The organism is Bacillus carboniphilus, assembly GCF_020524035.2.
In the GTDB taxonomy this organism is placed as follows: Bacteria; Bacillota; Bacilli; order Bacillales; family JAIVKR01; genus Bacillus_CC.
Window position 1 is genome coordinate 1,931,725 of the sequence record NZ_CP129013.1, and the last position, 16,986, is coordinate 1,948,710.

General features: G+C 34.3%; 16 protein-coding genes and 4 pseudogenes. 12 read left to right on the forward strand and 8 right to left on the reverse strand.

From position 1 onward, the window contains the following. Nucleotides 1-31 precede the first annotated feature (31 nt). Nucleotides 32-1,195, forward strand: a complete 1,164-nt coding sequence (locus LC087_RS09880) for a MalY/PatB family protein (RefSeq protein ID WP_226540234.1) — start codon at nt 32-34, stop codon at nt 1,193-1,195. A gap of 543 nt (nt 1,196-1,738) precedes the next feature. On the opposite strand, the gene LC087_RS09885 is transcribed toward LC087_RS09880, so the two are convergent. Together LC087_RS09885 and LC087_RS09890 are read right to left on the reverse strand one after the other, a co-directional pair. Then, complete coding sequence (locus tag LC087_RS09885) at nt 1,739-2,308, reverse strand: superoxide dismutase family protein (protein ID WP_443111815.1); 570 nt, start codon at nt 2,306-2,308, stop codon at nt 1,739-1,741. A gap of 128 nt (nt 2,309-2,436) precedes the next feature. Further along, a complete protein-coding gene (locus LC087_RS09890; RefSeq protein ID WP_226540236.1) occupies nt 2,437-2,625 on the reverse strand; it encodes a hypothetical protein in 189 nt (62 codons plus the stop codon). 268 nt (nt 2,626-2,893) lie between these two features. Between LC087_RS09890 and LC087_RS09895 the strand changes: the two genes are divergently transcribed. After that, nucleotides 2,894-3,280: a kinase-associated lipoprotein KapB gene (locus LC087_RS09895; protein WP_226540237.1), complete on the forward strand. Its 387-nt coding sequence runs from the start codon at nt 2,894-2,896 to the stop codon at nt 3,278-3,280. A gap of 176 nt (nt 3,281-3,456) precedes the next feature. Here LC087_RS09895 and kapD read toward each other — a convergent pair whose 3' ends face one another. Beyond that, on the reverse strand, nt 3,457-4,080 hold the full coding sequence (gene kapD / locus LC087_RS09900) for a 3'-5' exonuclease KapD (protein WP_226540238.1): 624 nt from the start codon (nt 4,078-4,080) through the stop codon (nt 3,457-3,459). A gap of 322 nt (nt 4,081-4,402) precedes the next feature. Between kapD and LC087_RS09905 the strand changes: the two genes are divergently transcribed. Beyond that, nucleotides 4,403-4,957 (forward strand): hypothetical protein, encoded by a 555-nt coding sequence (locus tag LC087_RS09905; RefSeq protein WP_226540239.1) that lies wholly within the window; start codon nt 4,403-4,405, stop codon nt 4,955-4,957. A gap of 79 nt (nt 4,958-5,036) precedes the next feature. Here LC087_RS09905 and arcA read toward each other — a convergent pair. Both arcA and LC087_RS09915 read right to left on the reverse strand, forming a co-directional pair. Then, nucleotides 5,037-6,279 (reverse strand): annotated as a pseudogene (gene arcA, locus LC087_RS09910) (arginine deiminase). A 68-nt stretch (nt 6,280-6,347) separates the two neighbouring features. Continuing rightward, entirely contained in the window at nt 6,348-6,566 is a 219-nt protein-coding gene (locus LC087_RS09915) for a hypothetical protein (RefSeq protein WP_226540242.1), read from the reverse strand. 192 nt (nt 6,567-6,758) lie between these two features. Between LC087_RS09915 and LC087_RS09920 the strand changes: the two are divergent. From LC087_RS09920 to mnhG, 7 genes and pseudogenes are all read left to right on the forward strand, one after another. Then, nucleotides 6,759-9,157, forward strand: a pseudogene (locus LC087_RS09920) (Na+/H+ antiporter subunit A). Next, on the forward strand, nt 9,157-9,594 hold the full coding sequence (locus tag LC087_RS09925) for a Na(+)/H(+) antiporter subunit B (protein ID WP_226540247.1): 438 nt from the start codon (nt 9,157-9,159) through the stop codon (nt 9,592-9,594). Before LC087_RS09920 ends, LC087_RS09925 begins: the two are co-directional and overlap by 1 nt. Further along, nucleotides 9,594-9,926 (forward strand): Na(+)/H(+) antiporter subunit C, encoded by a 333-nt coding sequence (locus tag LC087_RS09930; RefSeq protein WP_226540248.1) that lies wholly within the window; start codon nt 9,594-9,596, stop codon nt 9,924-9,926. Before LC087_RS09925 ends, LC087_RS09930 begins: the two co-directional genes overlap by 1 nt. Before the next feature lie 2 nt (nt 9,927-9,928). Further along, nucleotides 9,929-11,411: pseudogene (locus LC087_RS09935) on the forward strand (Na+/H+ antiporter subunit D). A gap of 5 nt (nt 11,412-11,416) precedes the next feature. Then, entirely contained in the window at nt 11,417-11,893 is a 477-nt protein-coding gene (locus tag LC087_RS09940; protein ID WP_226540250.1) for a Na+/H+ antiporter subunit E, read from the forward strand. Beyond that, complete coding sequence (locus LC087_RS09945) at nt 11,893-12,177, forward strand: Na(+)/H(+) antiporter subunit F1 (protein ID WP_226540251.1); 285 nt, start codon at nt 11,893-11,895, stop codon at nt 12,175-12,177. The genes LC087_RS09940 and LC087_RS09945 overlap by 1 nt, the downstream gene beginning before the upstream one ends. Next, on the forward strand, nt 12,161-12,514 hold the full coding sequence (gene mnhG / locus LC087_RS09950) for a monovalent cation/H(+) antiporter subunit G (protein ID WP_226540386.1): 354 nt from the start codon (nt 12,161-12,163) through the stop codon (nt 12,512-12,514). The genes LC087_RS09945 and mnhG overlap by 17 nt, the downstream gene beginning before the upstream one ends. Before the next feature lie 521 nt (nt 12,515-13,035). On the opposite strand, the gene LC087_RS09955 is transcribed toward mnhG, so the two are convergent. Continuing rightward, nucleotides 13,036-13,260 (reverse strand): hypothetical protein, encoded by a 225-nt coding sequence (locus LC087_RS09955; RefSeq protein WP_226540252.1) that lies wholly within the window; start codon nt 13,258-13,260, stop codon nt 13,036-13,038. A 260-nt stretch (nt 13,261-13,520) separates the two neighbouring features. Here LC087_RS09955 and LC087_RS09960 point away from each other — a divergent pair, with 260 nt between their 5' ends. After that, nucleotides 13,521-13,853 (forward strand): YuzC family spore coat inner layer protein, encoded by a 333-nt coding sequence (locus LC087_RS09960; RefSeq protein ID WP_226540253.1) that lies wholly within the window; start codon nt 13,521-13,523, stop codon nt 13,851-13,853. A gap of 560 nt (nt 13,854-14,413) precedes the next feature. On the opposite strand, the pseudogene LC087_RS19675 reads toward LC087_RS09960, so the two are convergent. Next, a pseudogene (locus tag LC087_RS19675) lies at nt 14,414-14,566 on the reverse strand (hypothetical protein); the annotation flags it as partial. A 482-nt stretch (nt 14,567-15,048) separates the two neighbouring features. Further along, nucleotides 15,049-15,192, reverse strand: coding sequence for a zinc ribbon domain-containing protein (locus tag LC087_RS09965; protein WP_371932577.1), 144 nt, complete (start codon nt 15,190-15,192; stop codon nt 15,049-15,051). A gap of 324 nt (nt 15,193-15,516) precedes the next feature. Between LC087_RS09965 and hpaB the strand changes: the two genes are divergently transcribed. Further along, entirely contained in the window at nt 15,517-16,974 is a 1,458-nt protein-coding gene (gene hpaB, locus LC087_RS09970; protein WP_226540254.1) for a 4-hydroxyphenylacetate 3-monooxygenase, oxygenase component, read from the forward strand. Nucleotides 16,975-16,986 lie beyond the last annotated feature (12 nt).

Sequence of the window (16,986 nt, forward strand, 5' to 3'; positions counted from 1 at the left end):
AGGTATAGTAGAATAAAGGAGGATTTTCATAATGAATAAACTAGATTATGTTTTTGATCGGACAGGAACTTCATCTGTAAAATGGGACTTTTCGAAAGTGAAATTTGGTCAAGAGCACCTTTTACCGATGTGGGTAGCTGACATGGACTTTCAAGCTCCCAAACCCGTTATTGACGCTATTCAAAATAGAGCTGAGCATGGTATATTCGGTTATTCTTCTCCTACAATACAAACAAGAAGAATTGTTACAGACTGGGTTGAAAAAGAATATCATTGGAACATTCCCACATCATCCATCGTATTTACTTCTGGTATTGTAAATGCTATTAGTATGGCTATTCAGGCCTTAACAAATAAACAAGATCAAATTATGATACAAACACCCGTTTATTATCCTTTTTTCGAAATGATTGAGCGTAATGAAAGACAAGTAATTGAAAATCCATTGCAATTAGTAGACAACCGTTATGAGATTAATTTTGATGATCTAGAAAATAAATTTAAGGAAAATAACATAAAAATGTTTTTGCTATGTCATCCACAAAATCCTAGCGGCAGAGCTTGGTCAAAAGATGAACTAAATCAGGTTGGAGAACTATGCGTCAAATATGATGTAACGATCGTTTCTGATGAAATTCATTGTGATTTAATGCTATATAATAAAAAACATATCCCTTTTGCATCATTGAACAATGATATTGCTGATAGAACCATCACTTGTTTAGCTCCTAGTAAAACCTTCAATATTGCAGGTCTTCAGTCTTCAGCTATTATAATTGAAAACAGTGTGATGAGGAAAAAATTCGAGGATACACTAAAGAGACATGGTTTATTCACACTTAATACATTTGCTATTACTGCTTTAGAAGCTGCTTATCAACACGGAAGACCTTGGTTAGATGAATTGAAAGAATATCTCCAATCTAACATTGAATTTGTAAAAACAGAACTAGAAAAATCTCTCCCTTCTATAAAAGTCATGATACCAGACGCTAGCTATTTATTATGGATTGATTGTAGAGAAATCTTATCAAATGAATCACAATTAAAAGAGTTACTACTTCAGAAAGGGAAGGTTGCATTAGAAATGAGTGGTCAATATAGAGGGGAACCTGGATTTGTAAGAATGAATATCGGATGTCCAAAGGAGCTGGTAAAAGAAGGAGTTCAAAGATTGATTTTCGCTCTTTCTTAGATAGATCCTTTACTATATACTTAAACAAGAATGACTTAAGTAATAGGACGTGAACAACATGAAAAAAAACAAACAACTTATCCCACTCTTATACAGTCTTTTCATGACAGGAGCAATCTTTGCACACCATTTTTTTTGGATGCATTTTTTCGAATCAGCTTATACAGCTATACTAGTTTTTGTTTTAGTTATTGTTTTAATAATTAGCAATTTTACTTTTTTTCGCGACGACTTAAAAAATTGGTTAAGTGTTTTTTTACTTTTTTGGTCAGGCAATTGGCTACTTTTATTATTCTTAAGATCTGATGTATTGCAATCAAGCGCATTTATTAGTTTCTGTTTTTTTCTTACTCTCACCATTTTCTTATTGATCAAAATTCAAATTGAGAAAAGACTAAAAAAATCATAGAAGAGGCTTCAGCAAAAGGAAACTTGATAACAGTAAAAGCCAAGAATGCTGTTATGTAAACATTCTTGGCTTTTGGTGTTGCGCTTTTCTAAGACAAAAATGGACTTTCTAGACAGCCCTCTACTTAAACTACCTCATTCTTCTTCAGGCTCTATCACATTTTTATCTTTTCTTTCGGCTTCTTCTTCCGTGATTTTCCCACATGCAATGCGCTCACCTGAATCTCCAGATGGTTGAGTCATACCATCATCCCTTTGACTCGTAATAATAAGGGATGTACCTTTTTGAGAAAAAAGAGACCCTTTTTGCCCTTTCTTAAGCGTTAACTGAGGACCAACAAGTTCTACATCTACTTTTCCACTATCAACAATTAAATTTGGTAAATCTCCAGCATGGGCTCCATCAGGATGCATAAGCCCATGATCAACATTATCAGGATTAAAGTGATTTCCAGACGTTTTAAATTCGGGAGCTTCACAGTTTGGAAACTCATGAACATGTATACCAAGCTCACCGGAAGGAAGTCCCTCTAATGTCACTTTTAAACCTACGCCCTCTGGCTCTTCTGTCAACTTCACTGTCCCCAATGAGTCTCCATTACTATTAAACATTTCTACATCCATCTTGGTTATCGATTCATCACCAACGCAGCCTGACAGAAAAATAAACGCTAATACGAGTGTACGAAAGGTTTTTTGCATAATCTGACACTCCAAGAAAAAGATTCTGAAATTTTATCCTCACTTATTATAGAGTGCACAACTCGAAGAAAACTATTCATTTTAACAGACTACATACACATAAAGTGAAAATATAGTACATCCTTTACAAATCATTTTTCAGGCAACTTTTCTTTATACTTCGTTTCTGTTTCTTTCTGTTCCTTTTTGGACATACGGATAATCCATAAAAATGTAATAAAAGCAAAAATGATAAAAACAGCCATTGTAATAAATGCGGGAATATATTCTCGTTTATCTTCAGGAAAATATAAAAAAAGACCATATATTAAATTAATCATACAATTCATCCTTTTTTTCAAGTTAGTCTCATTTTATCTCTACCAGTAAAAAAAACACAAGAAAATCGAAATATGTTTACTTTTTTGTTAACATATAAGAAAAGCGGAAGCGCACGTTTAGCGACGAATGATGAATAACGTCAACTGAGTACAGTCACGTCCTGTGACTTACGTTGACGCTAGCACATCGTGTACTTCGGAGTCGCTGGGTGCTGAAAAGAGCACGTTTGGCGAATCATGAGACACTACTAAAAGATAATATCAAGGAGTGAGAACAGTGAAAACCGGCGATCCAGTTACTGGGATTTATAAGACAGGGAAATACATAGGAGAAATTACAGAGGAAAGACCGCAACATTATTTAATAAAAGTAAAAGCCGTTATTAAACATCCTACACAAGGAGACTTACATAACCCTAATAAAGTTGAAGTCCCTATATTTCATGAACGAAGAGCTCTGGCTGAAAATGAACAAACAAATATCCCAAAGGGTATGGTGAAACCTTATGAAGGCTCGTTACCCGATTATAAAGAATCACTTAAACTGTCCCTAAAGAATCAACTTGACGAACTCGAACAAAAAAACACTCCCTGGTCAAGAAAATCTAAAGAAACGTTATTATCTCTTAAAAAGGACTATTTCAGCAAAGATTAAACAATTATTATTCTAAATAATTGTTAGGGTGAGATAGATGAAATGAGCTCGTTTAACCACCTCATCGATTGCTTTGTTCGCATGACTTCTTGCTCTATTTTCATTTTTTCTTAAATACAGGAGTCCTTCCTTACCTTATTTGAAGAAACCCAAAAGTCAATAGAACTTTTGGGTTTTTATGTTGCAAACTTCTTTAAAATATTTTTCTTATCAATTCGATCTCCTATTGTCGTTGGTTGATGCTCCTCTAAGTAACGTTTATCATTTTGAACTAAATTATATATATTTAAGGTCGTCATTGCATCATCTAAAGCACAATGATGTTTTCCAGTCCCTTTTTTTCCATATTCCTCAACTGCTTTCCATAGACCTGTTTGATTTTTGTCACCGAAAAACCGCTTATACTCCATGGATAAATCATGATTTTTCCCTTTTAAAGGATTAGGTAGATGATGCTTAACACAGTTTGACTTTAATACCCTCATGTCCATATTTCCCCATGTAATAACAGTTCTTTTATTTGGACGATCAATTTGCTTCAAAATACTAGTGAGCTCATAAAAACTAATTCCATGATCAACCTCTTCCTGAGTAATTGACAAAAAAGATTTACATCTTTCCGTTAACTCTGGAAAAAATGTCGGTTTAACAAAAGAGGAAAACTTACGTTCAATTTTTTGATTTAAAACACAAACCATTCCAACTTCAATTATTTCTGGAAAAAAACCTTGTGGATGAAATTTTCTTTCAGGCATTGTAAACTCAAAATCAATAAATAACAAGCTCTTGTCTTCCTTCATAATCACTCCCCCAGCTGTTTTATTTGAATCATTAGTAAAATATCTTTATTCACCAGCAGTTACTGCACTTTATAATCATTATATCACCGAGTTGTTATAATTATCTTTGTTTTCAGAAAAAAATATAAAGACAATTGTTTCATTTTTTAAAATGTTTCTTGTAGCATCCAATCATCCACTTGGTTGAAATAACGATACTGAATCTCAGTGACTTTTTATTCAAACAGAATAAACAACTCTTTCTATGAATAAACATAGTTTAAGAACTTGTCAGTTTTGAACACGACTTTTATAGATTGTCAATGCGGAAAGGAGATAAATAATGAAAATCATCAATATTATTCTTTTTTGTTTTTTATTATTTTTTGTTCCCTTAGCTGTCTCAGCAGATTCAAATTCGGTAGATAATACGCTCAGATCAGAACTCAATGAAAAACTATCGAATGAAGTTAACTACTATAACGAAGGAACAGTGAAAGTAAAAGACTGGAAAACAGCTAATGGGGAGATAATTGAAAATGTGACAGACGAGAATGGGGTGGAAACTAAACCATACAATTCTAAAGTAACGATTATGTATGTTGAATATCAAACGGTCCGTGACCAAATCGTTTATTTTGATAAAACAGGCCTTTTTATTTGGGACCATAACAAAGAAAAGTTTTTAACCTTGTCAAACATCTCTAATATTCCTGAAATAAAAGAATTTTTCACTAATTATTCAGGTGAACTTCACACTAATCTACAAATTTCTAGTCAAATCATTATAATTTCGATGATTCTTTTCATTTTCATTATTCCTCTAATCCAAGCTTTCATTTTAACACCCAAAAAAGCCACATCTCATTTACCAAATAACCAGAGAGTTTATGACTAATAAGAAAAGCGCAAGCGCCTGTTAAGCGACGTACATTAAATAACTCCTCAGAAAAGAGATGCCTACACAGCATCTCTTTTTAAAATTCTTCCCTATAGAGAGGGAAGCTCATGCAACGTGGGCCTCCACGCCCTCTTGATAATTCTGAGCTAGGAACTTCAATTACCTCAAGACCATGTTGGCGTAACAGTTTATTTGAAACATAATTTCGATCGTAAGTTACAACTACTCCAGGTTCAATTGCTAAAGTATTGGACCCATCATTCCATTGTTCCCTAGCAGAAGCAATGGGATCCCCTCCTCCGCAAGGAATGAAGTCTATCTCATTTAAATCCAGCACTTCTTTTAACGTTTCCTTTAAATTAGATCGACGTTCGATTTTTATTTTGTTCTCGTTTTTACTAGGCTGTAAAATAAAGATATTCATATGATCATCTTTTCCTAGAATGGTAGGATGAATGGTAAACTGTTCTTTATTAATCATCGTAAAGACCGTATCTAAATGCATAAAAGCTCTTAATTTAGGTATCTCAATTGCCACTACTCTAGTTATAGATGTTTGATTTTTAAATAAATTTAATGCTAGTTGTTCGATTGCTTGAGGCGTAGTACGAGAGCTTACACCTATAGCAATGGTTTGTTTATTTAATATAAGCTGGTCTCCACCTTCTATTGAGAAAGGACTACTACGCTCAAACCATATTGGAGTGTCTAAATTAGAAAGTCTCGGATGAAAACGAAAGATATAATTAATAAACATGGATTCACGAATTCTAGCTGAACGTGCCATTTTATTAATAGACAGCCCTCTTCCTACAACGGCTGCGGGATCTCTAGTGAAGTACAAATTAGGTAGTGGATCTAAATAAAAGGGATAGTGGTTGTCCATAAATTCATGGAGATGTACTTTCTGGTTTTGGTGGATTTCTGTTTTCAACACGCCTGTCATCGACTTTTCAATGGTATGCTTAGTACTACCTTTTAAAAAAAAATTCTCTCAAATGCTCTTTTGAACCATTTATATTCAACTTATTTTCCATGAGAAGATCATCAACAAATTGTTCTTTAATATCACTTGAATATAATGTTTGTTCAAGCAATGATTCTAAATAATAAACTTCAACACCCTTATCCTTTAACACGTTTGCAAAAACATCATGCTCCTTTTGAATAGTAGGTAAATAAGGTATATCATCAAACAGTAATCGTTCCATATACTGAGGAGTTAAATTCTCTACCTCTTTCCCTGGACGATGAAGAATGACGGATTTTAACTTGCCAATTTCTGATTGAACTTTAAGTGATGTTAGTTTCAATAGTATTCTCTCCCTTTCCCCTAATATATTTATGTTCTGCAATTTCTACAAAATTCCTGTTAAAACTTCCAATATTACGGTTCCTTTTTTTTGATTACCTTTATATATTCTCTTGGTCCAAATTTGAATTGTTTATACTCCTCTTGCTCAACTTGTTTATAGTTAATATTCTCAATATAAGAATTATGTTCATCCTTATCAATCGTGCTATTTAATTGCTTGTCTAAAAAAGCTGCACCAACAAATAAGATAAAAAAAATGAGCAACGCCACCAAACTTTTCTTTTTACTCATCATCTAAACCTCCTCATTGTATATGGTGGCTAATGAAAAAAAATTTATTCTTCTTTCCTATTTAATAAATCATATCCTCTAAAAATGAGACCATAATAAGGTAAGATAAAGTACTTTTCTTCTTGATATTAAGTACGTTATAATATTTTCAGGGTCATCTGACCATGAAATGAAAATTTGAGGAGGTACATCATGTCGCTTTTACACTGGGCAATTCTTTCACCTTTTATTTTTGCCCTTTTCGTTCCATTGTTTTTTAAATACTTAAAAAACATTCATACAGGTTGGTTTGTTCTTCCACTACCAATCTTATTGTTTTTTTATTTCATATCTTTCATTCAAGAAACCATGCATGGTGAAACTATTAAGGAGTCAGTAGCTTGGATTCGATCACTTAATATTTCTTTCACCGCCCATGTGGATGGTTTATCTCTTCTCTTTGCCCTATTAATTACAGGTATTGGGACGCTCGTCATTTTGTACTCAATTTTTTACTTGAATAAACAAAAAGAACAGCTAGGTTCTTTTTATTTGTTCTTAATGTTATTTATGGGAGCGATGCTTGGTGTTGTTTTATCCGACAATATCATCGTTTTATATACATTTTGGGAACTAACAAGCTTATCTTCTTTCTTGTTAATTGGTTATTGGAATAATAGAGAAAAATCTAGATACGGTGCTCAAAAGTCATTATTAATTACCGTTTTTGGTGGGCTATCCATGCTAGGAGGCTTCATCCTCTTATACTTAATAACAGGCACATTCAGCATCCAAGAGATGATGAATCAAACGAATCAAATTTTAAATCATGAGCTTTTCATTCCAACCATGATTTTGATCCTATTAGGTGCCTTTACAAAGTCTGCACAATTCCCTTTTTACATATGGCTTCCAGACGCCATGGAAGCACCGACACCAATCAGTGCTTATTTACATTCAGCTACTATGGTAAAAGCAGGCCTTTATTTAGTAGCAAGATTGAGCCCTATTTTCGCATTTTCTTCTACATGGTTTTGGATTGTATCAAGTGTTGGAATTTTCACCTTACTATGGGGATCAATAAATGCGGTTAAGCAAACAGATTTAAAAGCTATTCTAGCTTTCTCAACTGTCAGCCAACTTGGGATGATAATGTCCCTTCTAGGTGTTGGAGCAGCTTCCTTACACCTTGAAAGTTTAAGCGATGGAATATATCCTGTCGCAACAACAGCAGCCATCTTCCATTTATTTAATCATGCTACCTTTAAAGGAAGCTTATTCATGGTGGCTGGAATTGTTGATCATGAAACAGGAACAAGAGATATTCGTCGTTTAGGTGGACTGATGACTGTTATGCCGATTACGTTTACAATTGCTGTAATTGGTTCTTTTTCAATGGCAGGATTACCTCCGTTCAATGGGTTTTTGAGTAAAGAAATGTTCTTTACTGGTATGGTTGAATTAACACATATGGATTTTTCTAATGTTCAAACATGGGGAATATTATTTCCTATTATCGCTTGGATAGGGAGTATCTTTACCTTTGTTTACTGTATGATCTTTGTATTTAAAACATTTACAGGACCTTATAAACCTGATCAATTAAAGAAACAAGCTCATGAAGCTCCTATTGGTATGTTGATCTCACCCATTATTTTAGCTTCATTTGTAGTGATTGTTTTCTTCTATCCAGACTTGATCTCTCATACGATTTTAGAACCAACTGTTGCAGCGATCCTGCCTGCTCAATATATCGTAGAGGAGATTCACATAAAGCCATGGCATGGATTCAATATCGAATTATTTATGACCATTGGTGTCGTTATTTCAGGTGTTCTCCTTTATAAATTATGGCCGAAATGGCAAGCTATTTATAACATCATGCCAAACAAGCTTACTCTTAACAAAGGTTATGATCACGCCTTAGCTAGTTTAGAAAAAAACTCGTCAAATCTTACAAAACTCTATATGACTGGATTTATTAGAGATTACCTTATTTATATCTTTAGCTTCTTCATTCTTATTTTAGGAGCCACCATGGTGATTAAAGATGGATTTGTTTTCAACACAGAAAATATCACGTCCATACGATTATACGAAGTCATTTTAGCACTTGTGATGGTCGCTGGAACGATCACCACCGTTCTGTCCCGATCAAGACTTACAGCTATCATCGCTTTAAGCTCAGTTGGATACTCTTTATCTTTATTTTTTGTCTTATTTAGGGCTCCAGATTTAGCCTTAACGCAGCTGATTATTGAAACGGTCTCTGTCGCTTTGTTTTTATTAGCTTTTTATCATCTACCTGAATTAACTAAGCACGAAAGAAAATTACATTTTCGTTTTGTTCATATTTTAATCTCATTTGGTGTCGGAATAATGGTTACCTTAATAGCCATTTCTGCCAACAGTCAACGAGTGGGGCAGTCCATTTCTAAGTATTATGAAGATTTTAGCTATAAGATCTCGCTGGTGGAAAAAACATGGTGAATGTTATACTCGTTGACTTTAGAGGTTTTGATACGCTATTTGAAATAACAGTACTTGGAATCGCCTCTTTAGCTATTTACAGTATGATCAAATTAAAGGTTGCAAAGGAGGGGGAAAGTTGATGGCAAATCAAAAAATAAAAACAAACGATGTCATTCTTCAAACAGTTACACAAATCATTTTATTTATTATCATCATCTTTTCTATTTATTTGTTCTTTGCTGGGCATAACGCGCCAGGTGGAGGGTTCATAGGTGGTTTAATGACGGCAAGTGCGATCGTTCTTTTGTTAATTGCCTTTGATATTAAAACTGTAAAAAAAATCATTCCAATAAATTATATATTACTTACCTCTATTGGGTTAATGATCGCCGTATTATCAGGCGTTGGTTCGTTCTTTTATAACGAGTCGTTTTTATCACATACGTTTGATCACTTCCATCTCCCTTTATTAGGTGAGACGGAGTTAGCAACCGCGACCATTTTTGATCTCGGTGTTTACCTCGTTGTAATTGGGGTAACGATGACCATTATTCAAACGATTGGAGAGACGGAATAGTGGAAATAGTAATGTCAGTCGTTGTAGGGATTCTGTTTATGGCAGCAACTTACCTTATTCTATCGAGGAGTTTGTTACGAATCATCATTGGTACTGGGCTATTAAGTCACGGTGCTCACCTTCTCATCCTAACGATGGGAGGTCTAAAACAAGGGGCAGCCCCTCTTTTAAGTGAGAAAGCCGGATCTTATGTTGATCCCTTGCCACAAGCTTTAATATTAACTGCTATCGTTATAAGCTTTGGTGTAACCTCCTTCTTTTTAGTTCTAGCTTATCGCTCGTATCAGGAGCTTGGAACTGACGATATGCACCGATTAAGGGGAAATGACTAAATATGATTAACTTTATTATTTTACCAATTCTTTTACCACTTTTAACAGGGATATTATTGATTTTTTTTAGAAAGCAAATCAAAATACAAAAAGTCATAAGTACATTAATATCGGCAATTAGTATTATATTGTCCATTTACTTAGTATGGTTAGTTCAAACTGAAGGAATTCAAACATTAGAAATTGGCGGTTGGCAAGCACCTTATGGAATTGTGTTAGTAGCCGATATGTTTGCTAGCTTGCTCGTTTTAACAACAAACATCATTGTATTTACATCGCTTCTTTTCTCGTTTAAAACAATCGGAGTTGAGCGAGAAAAGTTCTTTTACTATTCAGGCATTCAATTTTTAGTAACTGGTGTAGTTGGAGCATTTTTAACAGGGGATATCTTCAACCTGTTCGTCTTTTTCGAGGTTATGTTAATGTCTTCTTATTTTCTAATTGTATTAGGTGGAACGAAGATTCAATTAAGAGAATCGATTAAATATATATTAGTAAACGTGATATCATCTGCTTTATTTGTGATAGCTATTGCGTACTTATACGCTCTAACAGGAACGCTAAATATGGCAGATCTAAGCGTAAAAGTATCTGAACTAGGACAATCAGGAATTATTACCGTCATTTCTGTCTTGTTTTTAATTGTTTTCGGACTAAAAGGAGCAATCTTTCCATTGTTTTTCTGGCTTCCTGGGTCTTATAAAGCTCCACCTGCAGCAGTCACTGCACTATTTGGTGCCTTGTTAACGAAAGTAGGGGTCTATTCGATCACTCGTGTTTTCACTTTAATTTTCATTACTGACGTAGGCTTTACTCATGGATTGATTGGTTGGTTGGCAAGCCTTTTCAATGATCTTTGGTGTCATTGGCGCAATTGCTTATTGGGATATTCGCAAGATTGTCATCTATAACATTATCACTGCCGTTGGAGTCATTTTATTTGGGGTTTCAACTATGACATTTGCAGGAGTCAGTGGAGCAGTCTTTTATGTCATTCATGATATTATTATTAAAGGTGCACTGTTCTTCATTATTGGTGCACTGTTCATCTTAACAGGAACGGCAAACTTGAAAAAGATGGGTGGATTAATTCATAATCATCCGTTATTAGCATGGTTATTTTTTATTTCTACTTTATCATTGGCAGGGATTCCACCTTTAAGTGGATTCATTGGAAAGATTAATATCATTCAAGGCGGCTTTGAAACGGAAGACTATGTTATATCCTTCGTTGTTCTTTTCTCAAGTCTACTTGTCTTGTACTCAGCATTAAAAATATTTATCAACGGGTTCTGGGGTGAACAGAAGCTTGCAAAAGATGAAGAAAAAGGATCAATTAATGTACTTTATGTACCGATCACCATTTTAGTTGTTATTTCCATCGCATACGGCTTTGGAGTTGAGCTTATTTACCCGTTCGTTTCTCAAGCGACAGAAACGTTATTAGACCCTACCATTTATATAGAAGCCGTTCTAAAGGAGTAGATGATATGGCTTTTCAAATTTTAATTAACTTCGTCATTGCATTAACTTGGATGTTTCTAAATAACCACTATAGTGGAATATCTTTTATTGTTGGTTATTTGATCGGATTATTTATTATCTTTTCTTTAAGAAGATTCTTTTCGACAAGGTTTTACATGTATAACGTCATTGCTGTAATCAAGCTTGTGTTCATTTTTTTCAAAGAATTAATCCTTTCAAATATTTCTGTTCTCAAGGTTATTCTTTCACCAAAATTGAATATGAAGCCGGGCATTTTCGCTTTAGAAACTGAACTAAAGACCGATTGGGAAATTTCAATCCTTGCTAATCTAATCACGTTAACACCTGGAACACTTGTCATTGATATTTCGGATGATAAGAAAATATTATATATTCATGCAATGGATATTGAGGACGTTGAAAAAGCTAAGTTAGATATAAAAAACACTTTTGAAAAAGCCATACAGGAGGTGAGCAAGTAATGCTACAAACGATTTTTATTGTATCATTAGGAATTATTGCGATCTCCTCTCTCTTCCTTATTTATCGCTTAACAAAAGGGCCATCAATACCTGACAGGGCTGTTGCATTAGATGCAATTGGTATAAATCTAATAGGAATTACAGCCATTATCTCTGTCGTACTCAAAACGAAGGCATTTGTTGATGTCATTTTACTAATAGGAATTCTCGCATTCATTGGTACGGTAGCCATTGCTAAGTTCCTAGAGAAAGGAGAAATTATTGAAAATGATCGTAATAAGTAAAATTGTCATCGGCTATCTCATCCTTCAAGGGGCCTTATTAAGTTTAATATCATCAATCGGGATTATTCGATTACCTGATATTTACACGCGAAATCATGCGGCTTCAAAAAGTGCAACACTAGGTATTATCTCCATATTGTTGGGTGTATTTTTAGATTTCTGGATAGTAGAGGGTTACATGAACGCACGAATTATATTAGGGATTATTTTTGTATTCTGTACAGCACCCGTTGCAGGTCATTTAATTAGTCGTGCTGCATACAACACGGGTATTCCCATGTCTGAGAAAACCGTGAAAGATGATTTAAGAGCAAAGAAAAAAAGATCTGTCCAATAACTTGTTAACAGATCCTTAAACTTAAAAACGTTGATTTAACCATCAACGTTTTTTTGTGATGATTATTGAAAATAATTCGTTCTTTATTACTAGCTTACTCTCTTAACAAAAAAATAACAATAACCATATAAACGATTAACAAAAAAATGATAGGTAAGACACCTTCAACATTCAACATGTATCCCCCCTTAGAAGTTACTCGCTCAATAATTATTTTTCTATCCATTCTAACGGAGAAAAATCATGTTGAAATTGATTTAATGTATCATTTATGTAAATTAAGAAAAGCGGATGCGCACGTTTAGCGACGAATGATGAGGAACGTCAACTAAGTACAGTCACGTCCTGTGGGCAACGATGATGCTAGCACCTCCTGTGCGTCGAAAGCGCTACCCGTCGCTGGGCGCTGGAGCTAGACATTAAGAAAAGCGGATGCGCCTTGATAAAACATTTACTTAAGGAGCAACACCTAATAACGTCTAATGTGAAACTAATACACCCTTTACTTTTTTTTCACTCATTCAAAGTAACAACTTGTTTTTCACTATTTTCTCCATCTCACTTACTGAACGTTCTATTGTTGCTTGTTTCAAATAGACGGGGCCGTTATACTCAATGGTGTAATCAACAATTTGTTCATTTTGCAGTAGACACTCTACCCTTGCTACTCCTTCCATAAAACGAACCTCAAATTGTGCAACTAGCTGATCATCTAAAACATAAAAAGTAGGATCATCAACAACCAAAGAGTTTCATCCCTTTCATTATTATTTGACTCGGCGAACTTGAACAAAACAAACTATAAACACGCAAGAATTAGTCAATAATGAGATACTTCTTCTTTTAATACCAATTTCCTTCTTTATTCTCCTTTTTTACGTGCTATTTACAATAAGTAAATCGTTATACAAAATTCAACAATAAGATTCTGACAAATGCCCATAGTCAATGTGAATATAGAATCAATATTGACGATGATCCATATACATTACTTGAGGTGAATGAAATGAAATATTATTATCCTGTTTATCCCCCTTTCATCCCATACTACTACCGCCCGTTTCCAGCTATTAGTCCAAACACGTTTATTGAATCTGCTAAAACCATTCCGCCATACTTGAAAGACTTGACTAGTCTTGCTGAAAAGATTTCTTCTGATAGGCAATATTCCGAACAATTAATGAATGCAGCTCAAGAATCTGACCAGCAAAAAGTAGATTCACTCATTCAAGGACTAAACTTAGAACATTCTATAAAGACCACATATACGCCTGATGGAGTGCGCTTTGAAATATCAAGTACACGCTGTCGGGTATCAATGTCTTTAAGATGGAGATAACCATTCCATCACCATTTATTCATTGATGTTATCTCCATTGTCCATTCAAACGCTTTTTGGTAAATATAAATTACCTCTTGTTCACAAATATGGAAATATTGAAGGTTCCATTCAAATTTCTCAATTTATAAGGAGCATTTTAAAACCTTACTAATAGTACGTGTTCAAAAAGTAGGGGAAAAAGGGCCGAGAAGAACGAGGCGAATGCTTAAAGGAACGCAGGCTAAGTTCAGTCACGTCCTGTGTCAACGTCTGCGCTAGCCCGTCCTGGGCATCGAAGCACCACAGTGTACGTTCTCTGTACATGAGGAGTGGAATAGCGAGACAACAAAGTTATTCGACTGCAATTTTTCATGACTTTTTGAACAACCTCTAATATCATTATCTTTTCTAACAAAGCTCCCTCTATTGTATAGTCTAAGGGTAAAGATCGGACTATTTTGATGTAGAAGTGTATCCATTAGAGATAACATCCCTGTTAGAAAATAGGTAGACGAATTTTTTCTTCCCATTTTCATTGAAAGTAATTCACATATTTTTGCCCACGTTAATGAGCTTAATCACTTCATTATGAGCACTATTTTTATTGTCAGATAATATTTAATTGATAAAATAAAAAACCATTTTTTCATTTTTTTTATTCCTAGTAATACAATCGCTTGTTGGATTGATTGAATTTGACACCTTCTTTTTAACCCTGGAGAATGAATTAATTTTAATAACTTTTAGCTAAGTGCGAGATCTTGTTCGATAATTTTCGTTAATTTCGTTACATCCGGCTCGTTCTTGTCAAAAGCTCTTGTAGCACTTGATAATAAGAATGAAGAGACGTAGTAGGTACATCGTAACCTGATAAGATCTTAGGCTTACAAAGAAGTACCCCTAAAAAAATCAAATCCCGATTGATAAGCTTCTAAATATTCTTCTCTTGTCTCTACCTTTTCTGCTAAAAATAATATCTCAAAATCTTTAAATTGCTTAATGATTTCTTTTCTAACAACTTTTGATGTCTGTTTAAAATCAATTTTTAAAATATCGATAAACGGTAAAATCTCCTTAACATTAGGACTATTAACAGCTGTGAACTACATACCACCTACGCTAGCGCTTAGAGGTGGATGCTTCCTAGGTACAGAAACCTAATGGTCTCTAATGGACTAGGCGATCCCTCGTGAACCAAGAGTTCTTGTTTCCTTTATGTAAGCTTTCGAATACCTTCGTTTTTGATATTGATTGACGCATTCCAATCACGATCGGACGAGAATCCACAATGACAATGGAACACTCGGTCAGAAAGCGTCAATTCTTCCTTGATTTGACCACAATTTGAGCATGTCATTTAGAAGTGGGCGACTTCTCGGCAATTACGTTAAAATTATCTAATGCAATCACTTCTTCTTCTCTATTAAATATAGGTTCTCTACCAACATAAACTTGCAATCCGTTCACGTCTATATTAAATTAAGTCATTTAAACCTATGTTTATTTTAATGATAGGTTTTATAGAGTGTTGACGATAATTGTCGAATTGTACTAAACCCCATATTAAATTGATTTGAATTCTTCTCATAATTTTAAATTGTCACTAATAGACGAACACCCACACTCATTGAATACGACTGCATATAGTATTTTAACGAAAACGTGAAGGAGTGTGTAAATATTGCCAGCCATTTCAGGACAACAATACATTCAACGAATAGATAATATGAATTCGAATGTTTGGTATTGTGGAGAACAAATAACAGGGCGGTTATCAAAACACAAAGCTTATAAAGGGGCTATGGGCTCTAAAGCTAGACTTTATGACCTACAAATGACAAAACACTTACGAGAAAAAATGCTGTATTCCTCTCCTTTATCAGGAGACTTTGTTGGGTTATCTTTTTTACAACCAAAGACAAAAGACGATTTAATTCGAAAAAGGGAAATGTATATAGAATGGGCTAAAACAACTCATGGTCTAATGGGGAGAACTCCTGACTATTTAAATACAGGATTAATGGCTCTTGCTTCTGCATCTGTTATCTTGAAGGATCAAGATAACCAGTTTGAAAAGAATCTTTATAATTTATATGAAACAGCAAGAGAACAAGACTTATCATTTACCCATAGCTTTATCAACCCACAAACCAATCGTTCTTCTTTTTATTTTGAAGATCAAGATGAACCAATTGCTTTAAGGATTGTAAAAAAAACCTTTGAAGGAATTATTGTATCTGGGGCAAGATTACTGGCTACAGAAGGTGGAATGACCGATGAAGTATTAATTTTCCCAACAGGTGGTACTTTAGTGGATGAACAATATTCTTTCGCTTTCAGCATCCCAAGTAACACAGCTGGGTTACACTTTTTATGTAGAAATACTTTTGTTCAAAATGACTCTACCTTTGATCACCCTCTTTCATCGCAGTTTGAAGAGATGGACACTTTATTAGTTTTTGATTCTGTTTTAGTTCCTTGGGATCGAGTGTTCTTTTACCATCGAAAGGATATAGCTGAAAGGTTGTTTAGTAAGAGTGGATTCACTCCACATATATTGCATCAAGTCGTTAGTCGTCAAGTCGTTAAAACAGAGTTTTTATTAGGTATTGCTCAGTTACTAGTAGAGACACTTAGTGTCTCTGAATATCAACATATTCACGAAAAAATAACAGAACTTATTATTGGATTGGAAACCCATCAAGCTCTCCTATATAAATCTGAAAAAAATTGTAAATTGGATTCTTTTGGTCTTATGACACCAGAAACAGAACCTCTTTATATTGCAGTAAAGTTGTTTACAAAATGGTATCCAATATACACAGAGGTTCTTCAATTAATTGGAGCAGGAGGATTGATGATCCTCCCAACAGAAAATGACTTTAAAACTAAATTTACAGAAGAAGCTTATTCAAAATATATATTAACAGACAAAGTGAATGCTAAGGGTCGAACGAAATTATTTCGCCTTGCTTGGGATTTAACGATGAGTTCCTTTGGAACTAGGCAAACATTGTATGAACGCTTCTTCTTTGGTGATCCAACAAGGTTAGCTACAAATTTATATAAGAGCTATCCACGGGATGAATATAGAGAGAGAGTTTTATCCTTCCTTAATATTGGACCATTAGACAATTAAGAATTTGTCACC

Bases quoted from the DNA above. Each gene is read 5' to 3' on its own strand.
- LC087_RS09880 (WP_226540234.1), top strand. From the start codon at position 32: ATGAATAAACTAGATTATGTTTTTGATCGGACAGGAACTTCATCTGTA.
- LC087_RS09890 (WP_226540236.1), bottom strand. From the start codon at position 2,625: ATGATTAATTTAATATATGGTCTTTTTTTATATTTTCCTGAAGATAAA.
- kapD (WP_226540238.1), bottom strand. From the start codon at position 4,080: ATGAAGGAAGACAAGAGCTTGTTATTTATTGATTTTGAGTTTACAATG.
- LC087_RS09905 (WP_226540239.1), top strand. From the start codon at position 4,403: ATGAAAATCATCAATATTATTCTTTTTTGTTTTTTATTATTTTTTGTT.
- LC087_RS09915 (WP_226540242.1), bottom strand. From the start codon at position 6,566: ATGAGTAAAAAGAAAAGTTTGGTGGCGTTGCTCATTTTTTTTATCTTA.
- LC087_RS09925 (WP_226540247.1), top strand. From the start codon at position 9,157: ATGGCAAATCAAAAAATAAAAACAAACGATGTCATTCTTCAAACAGTT.
- LC087_RS09940 (WP_226540250.1), top strand. From the start codon at position 11,417: ATGGCTTTTCAAATTTTAATTAACTTCGTCATTGCATTAACTTGGATG.
- LC087_RS09945 (WP_226540251.1), top strand. From the start codon at position 11,893: ATGCTACAAACGATTTTTATTGTATCATTAGGAATTATTGCGATCTCC.
- mnhG (WP_226540386.1), top strand. From the start codon at position 12,161: ATGATCGTAATAAGTAAAATTGTCATCGGCTATCTCATCCTTCAAGGG.
- LC087_RS09960 (WP_226540253.1), top strand. From the start codon at position 13,521: ATGAAATATTATTATCCTGTTTATCCCCCTTTCATCCCATACTACTAC.
- LC087_RS09965 (WP_371932577.1), bottom strand. From the start codon at position 15,192: ATGACATGCTCAAATTGTGGTCAAATCAAGGAAGAATTGACGCTTTCT.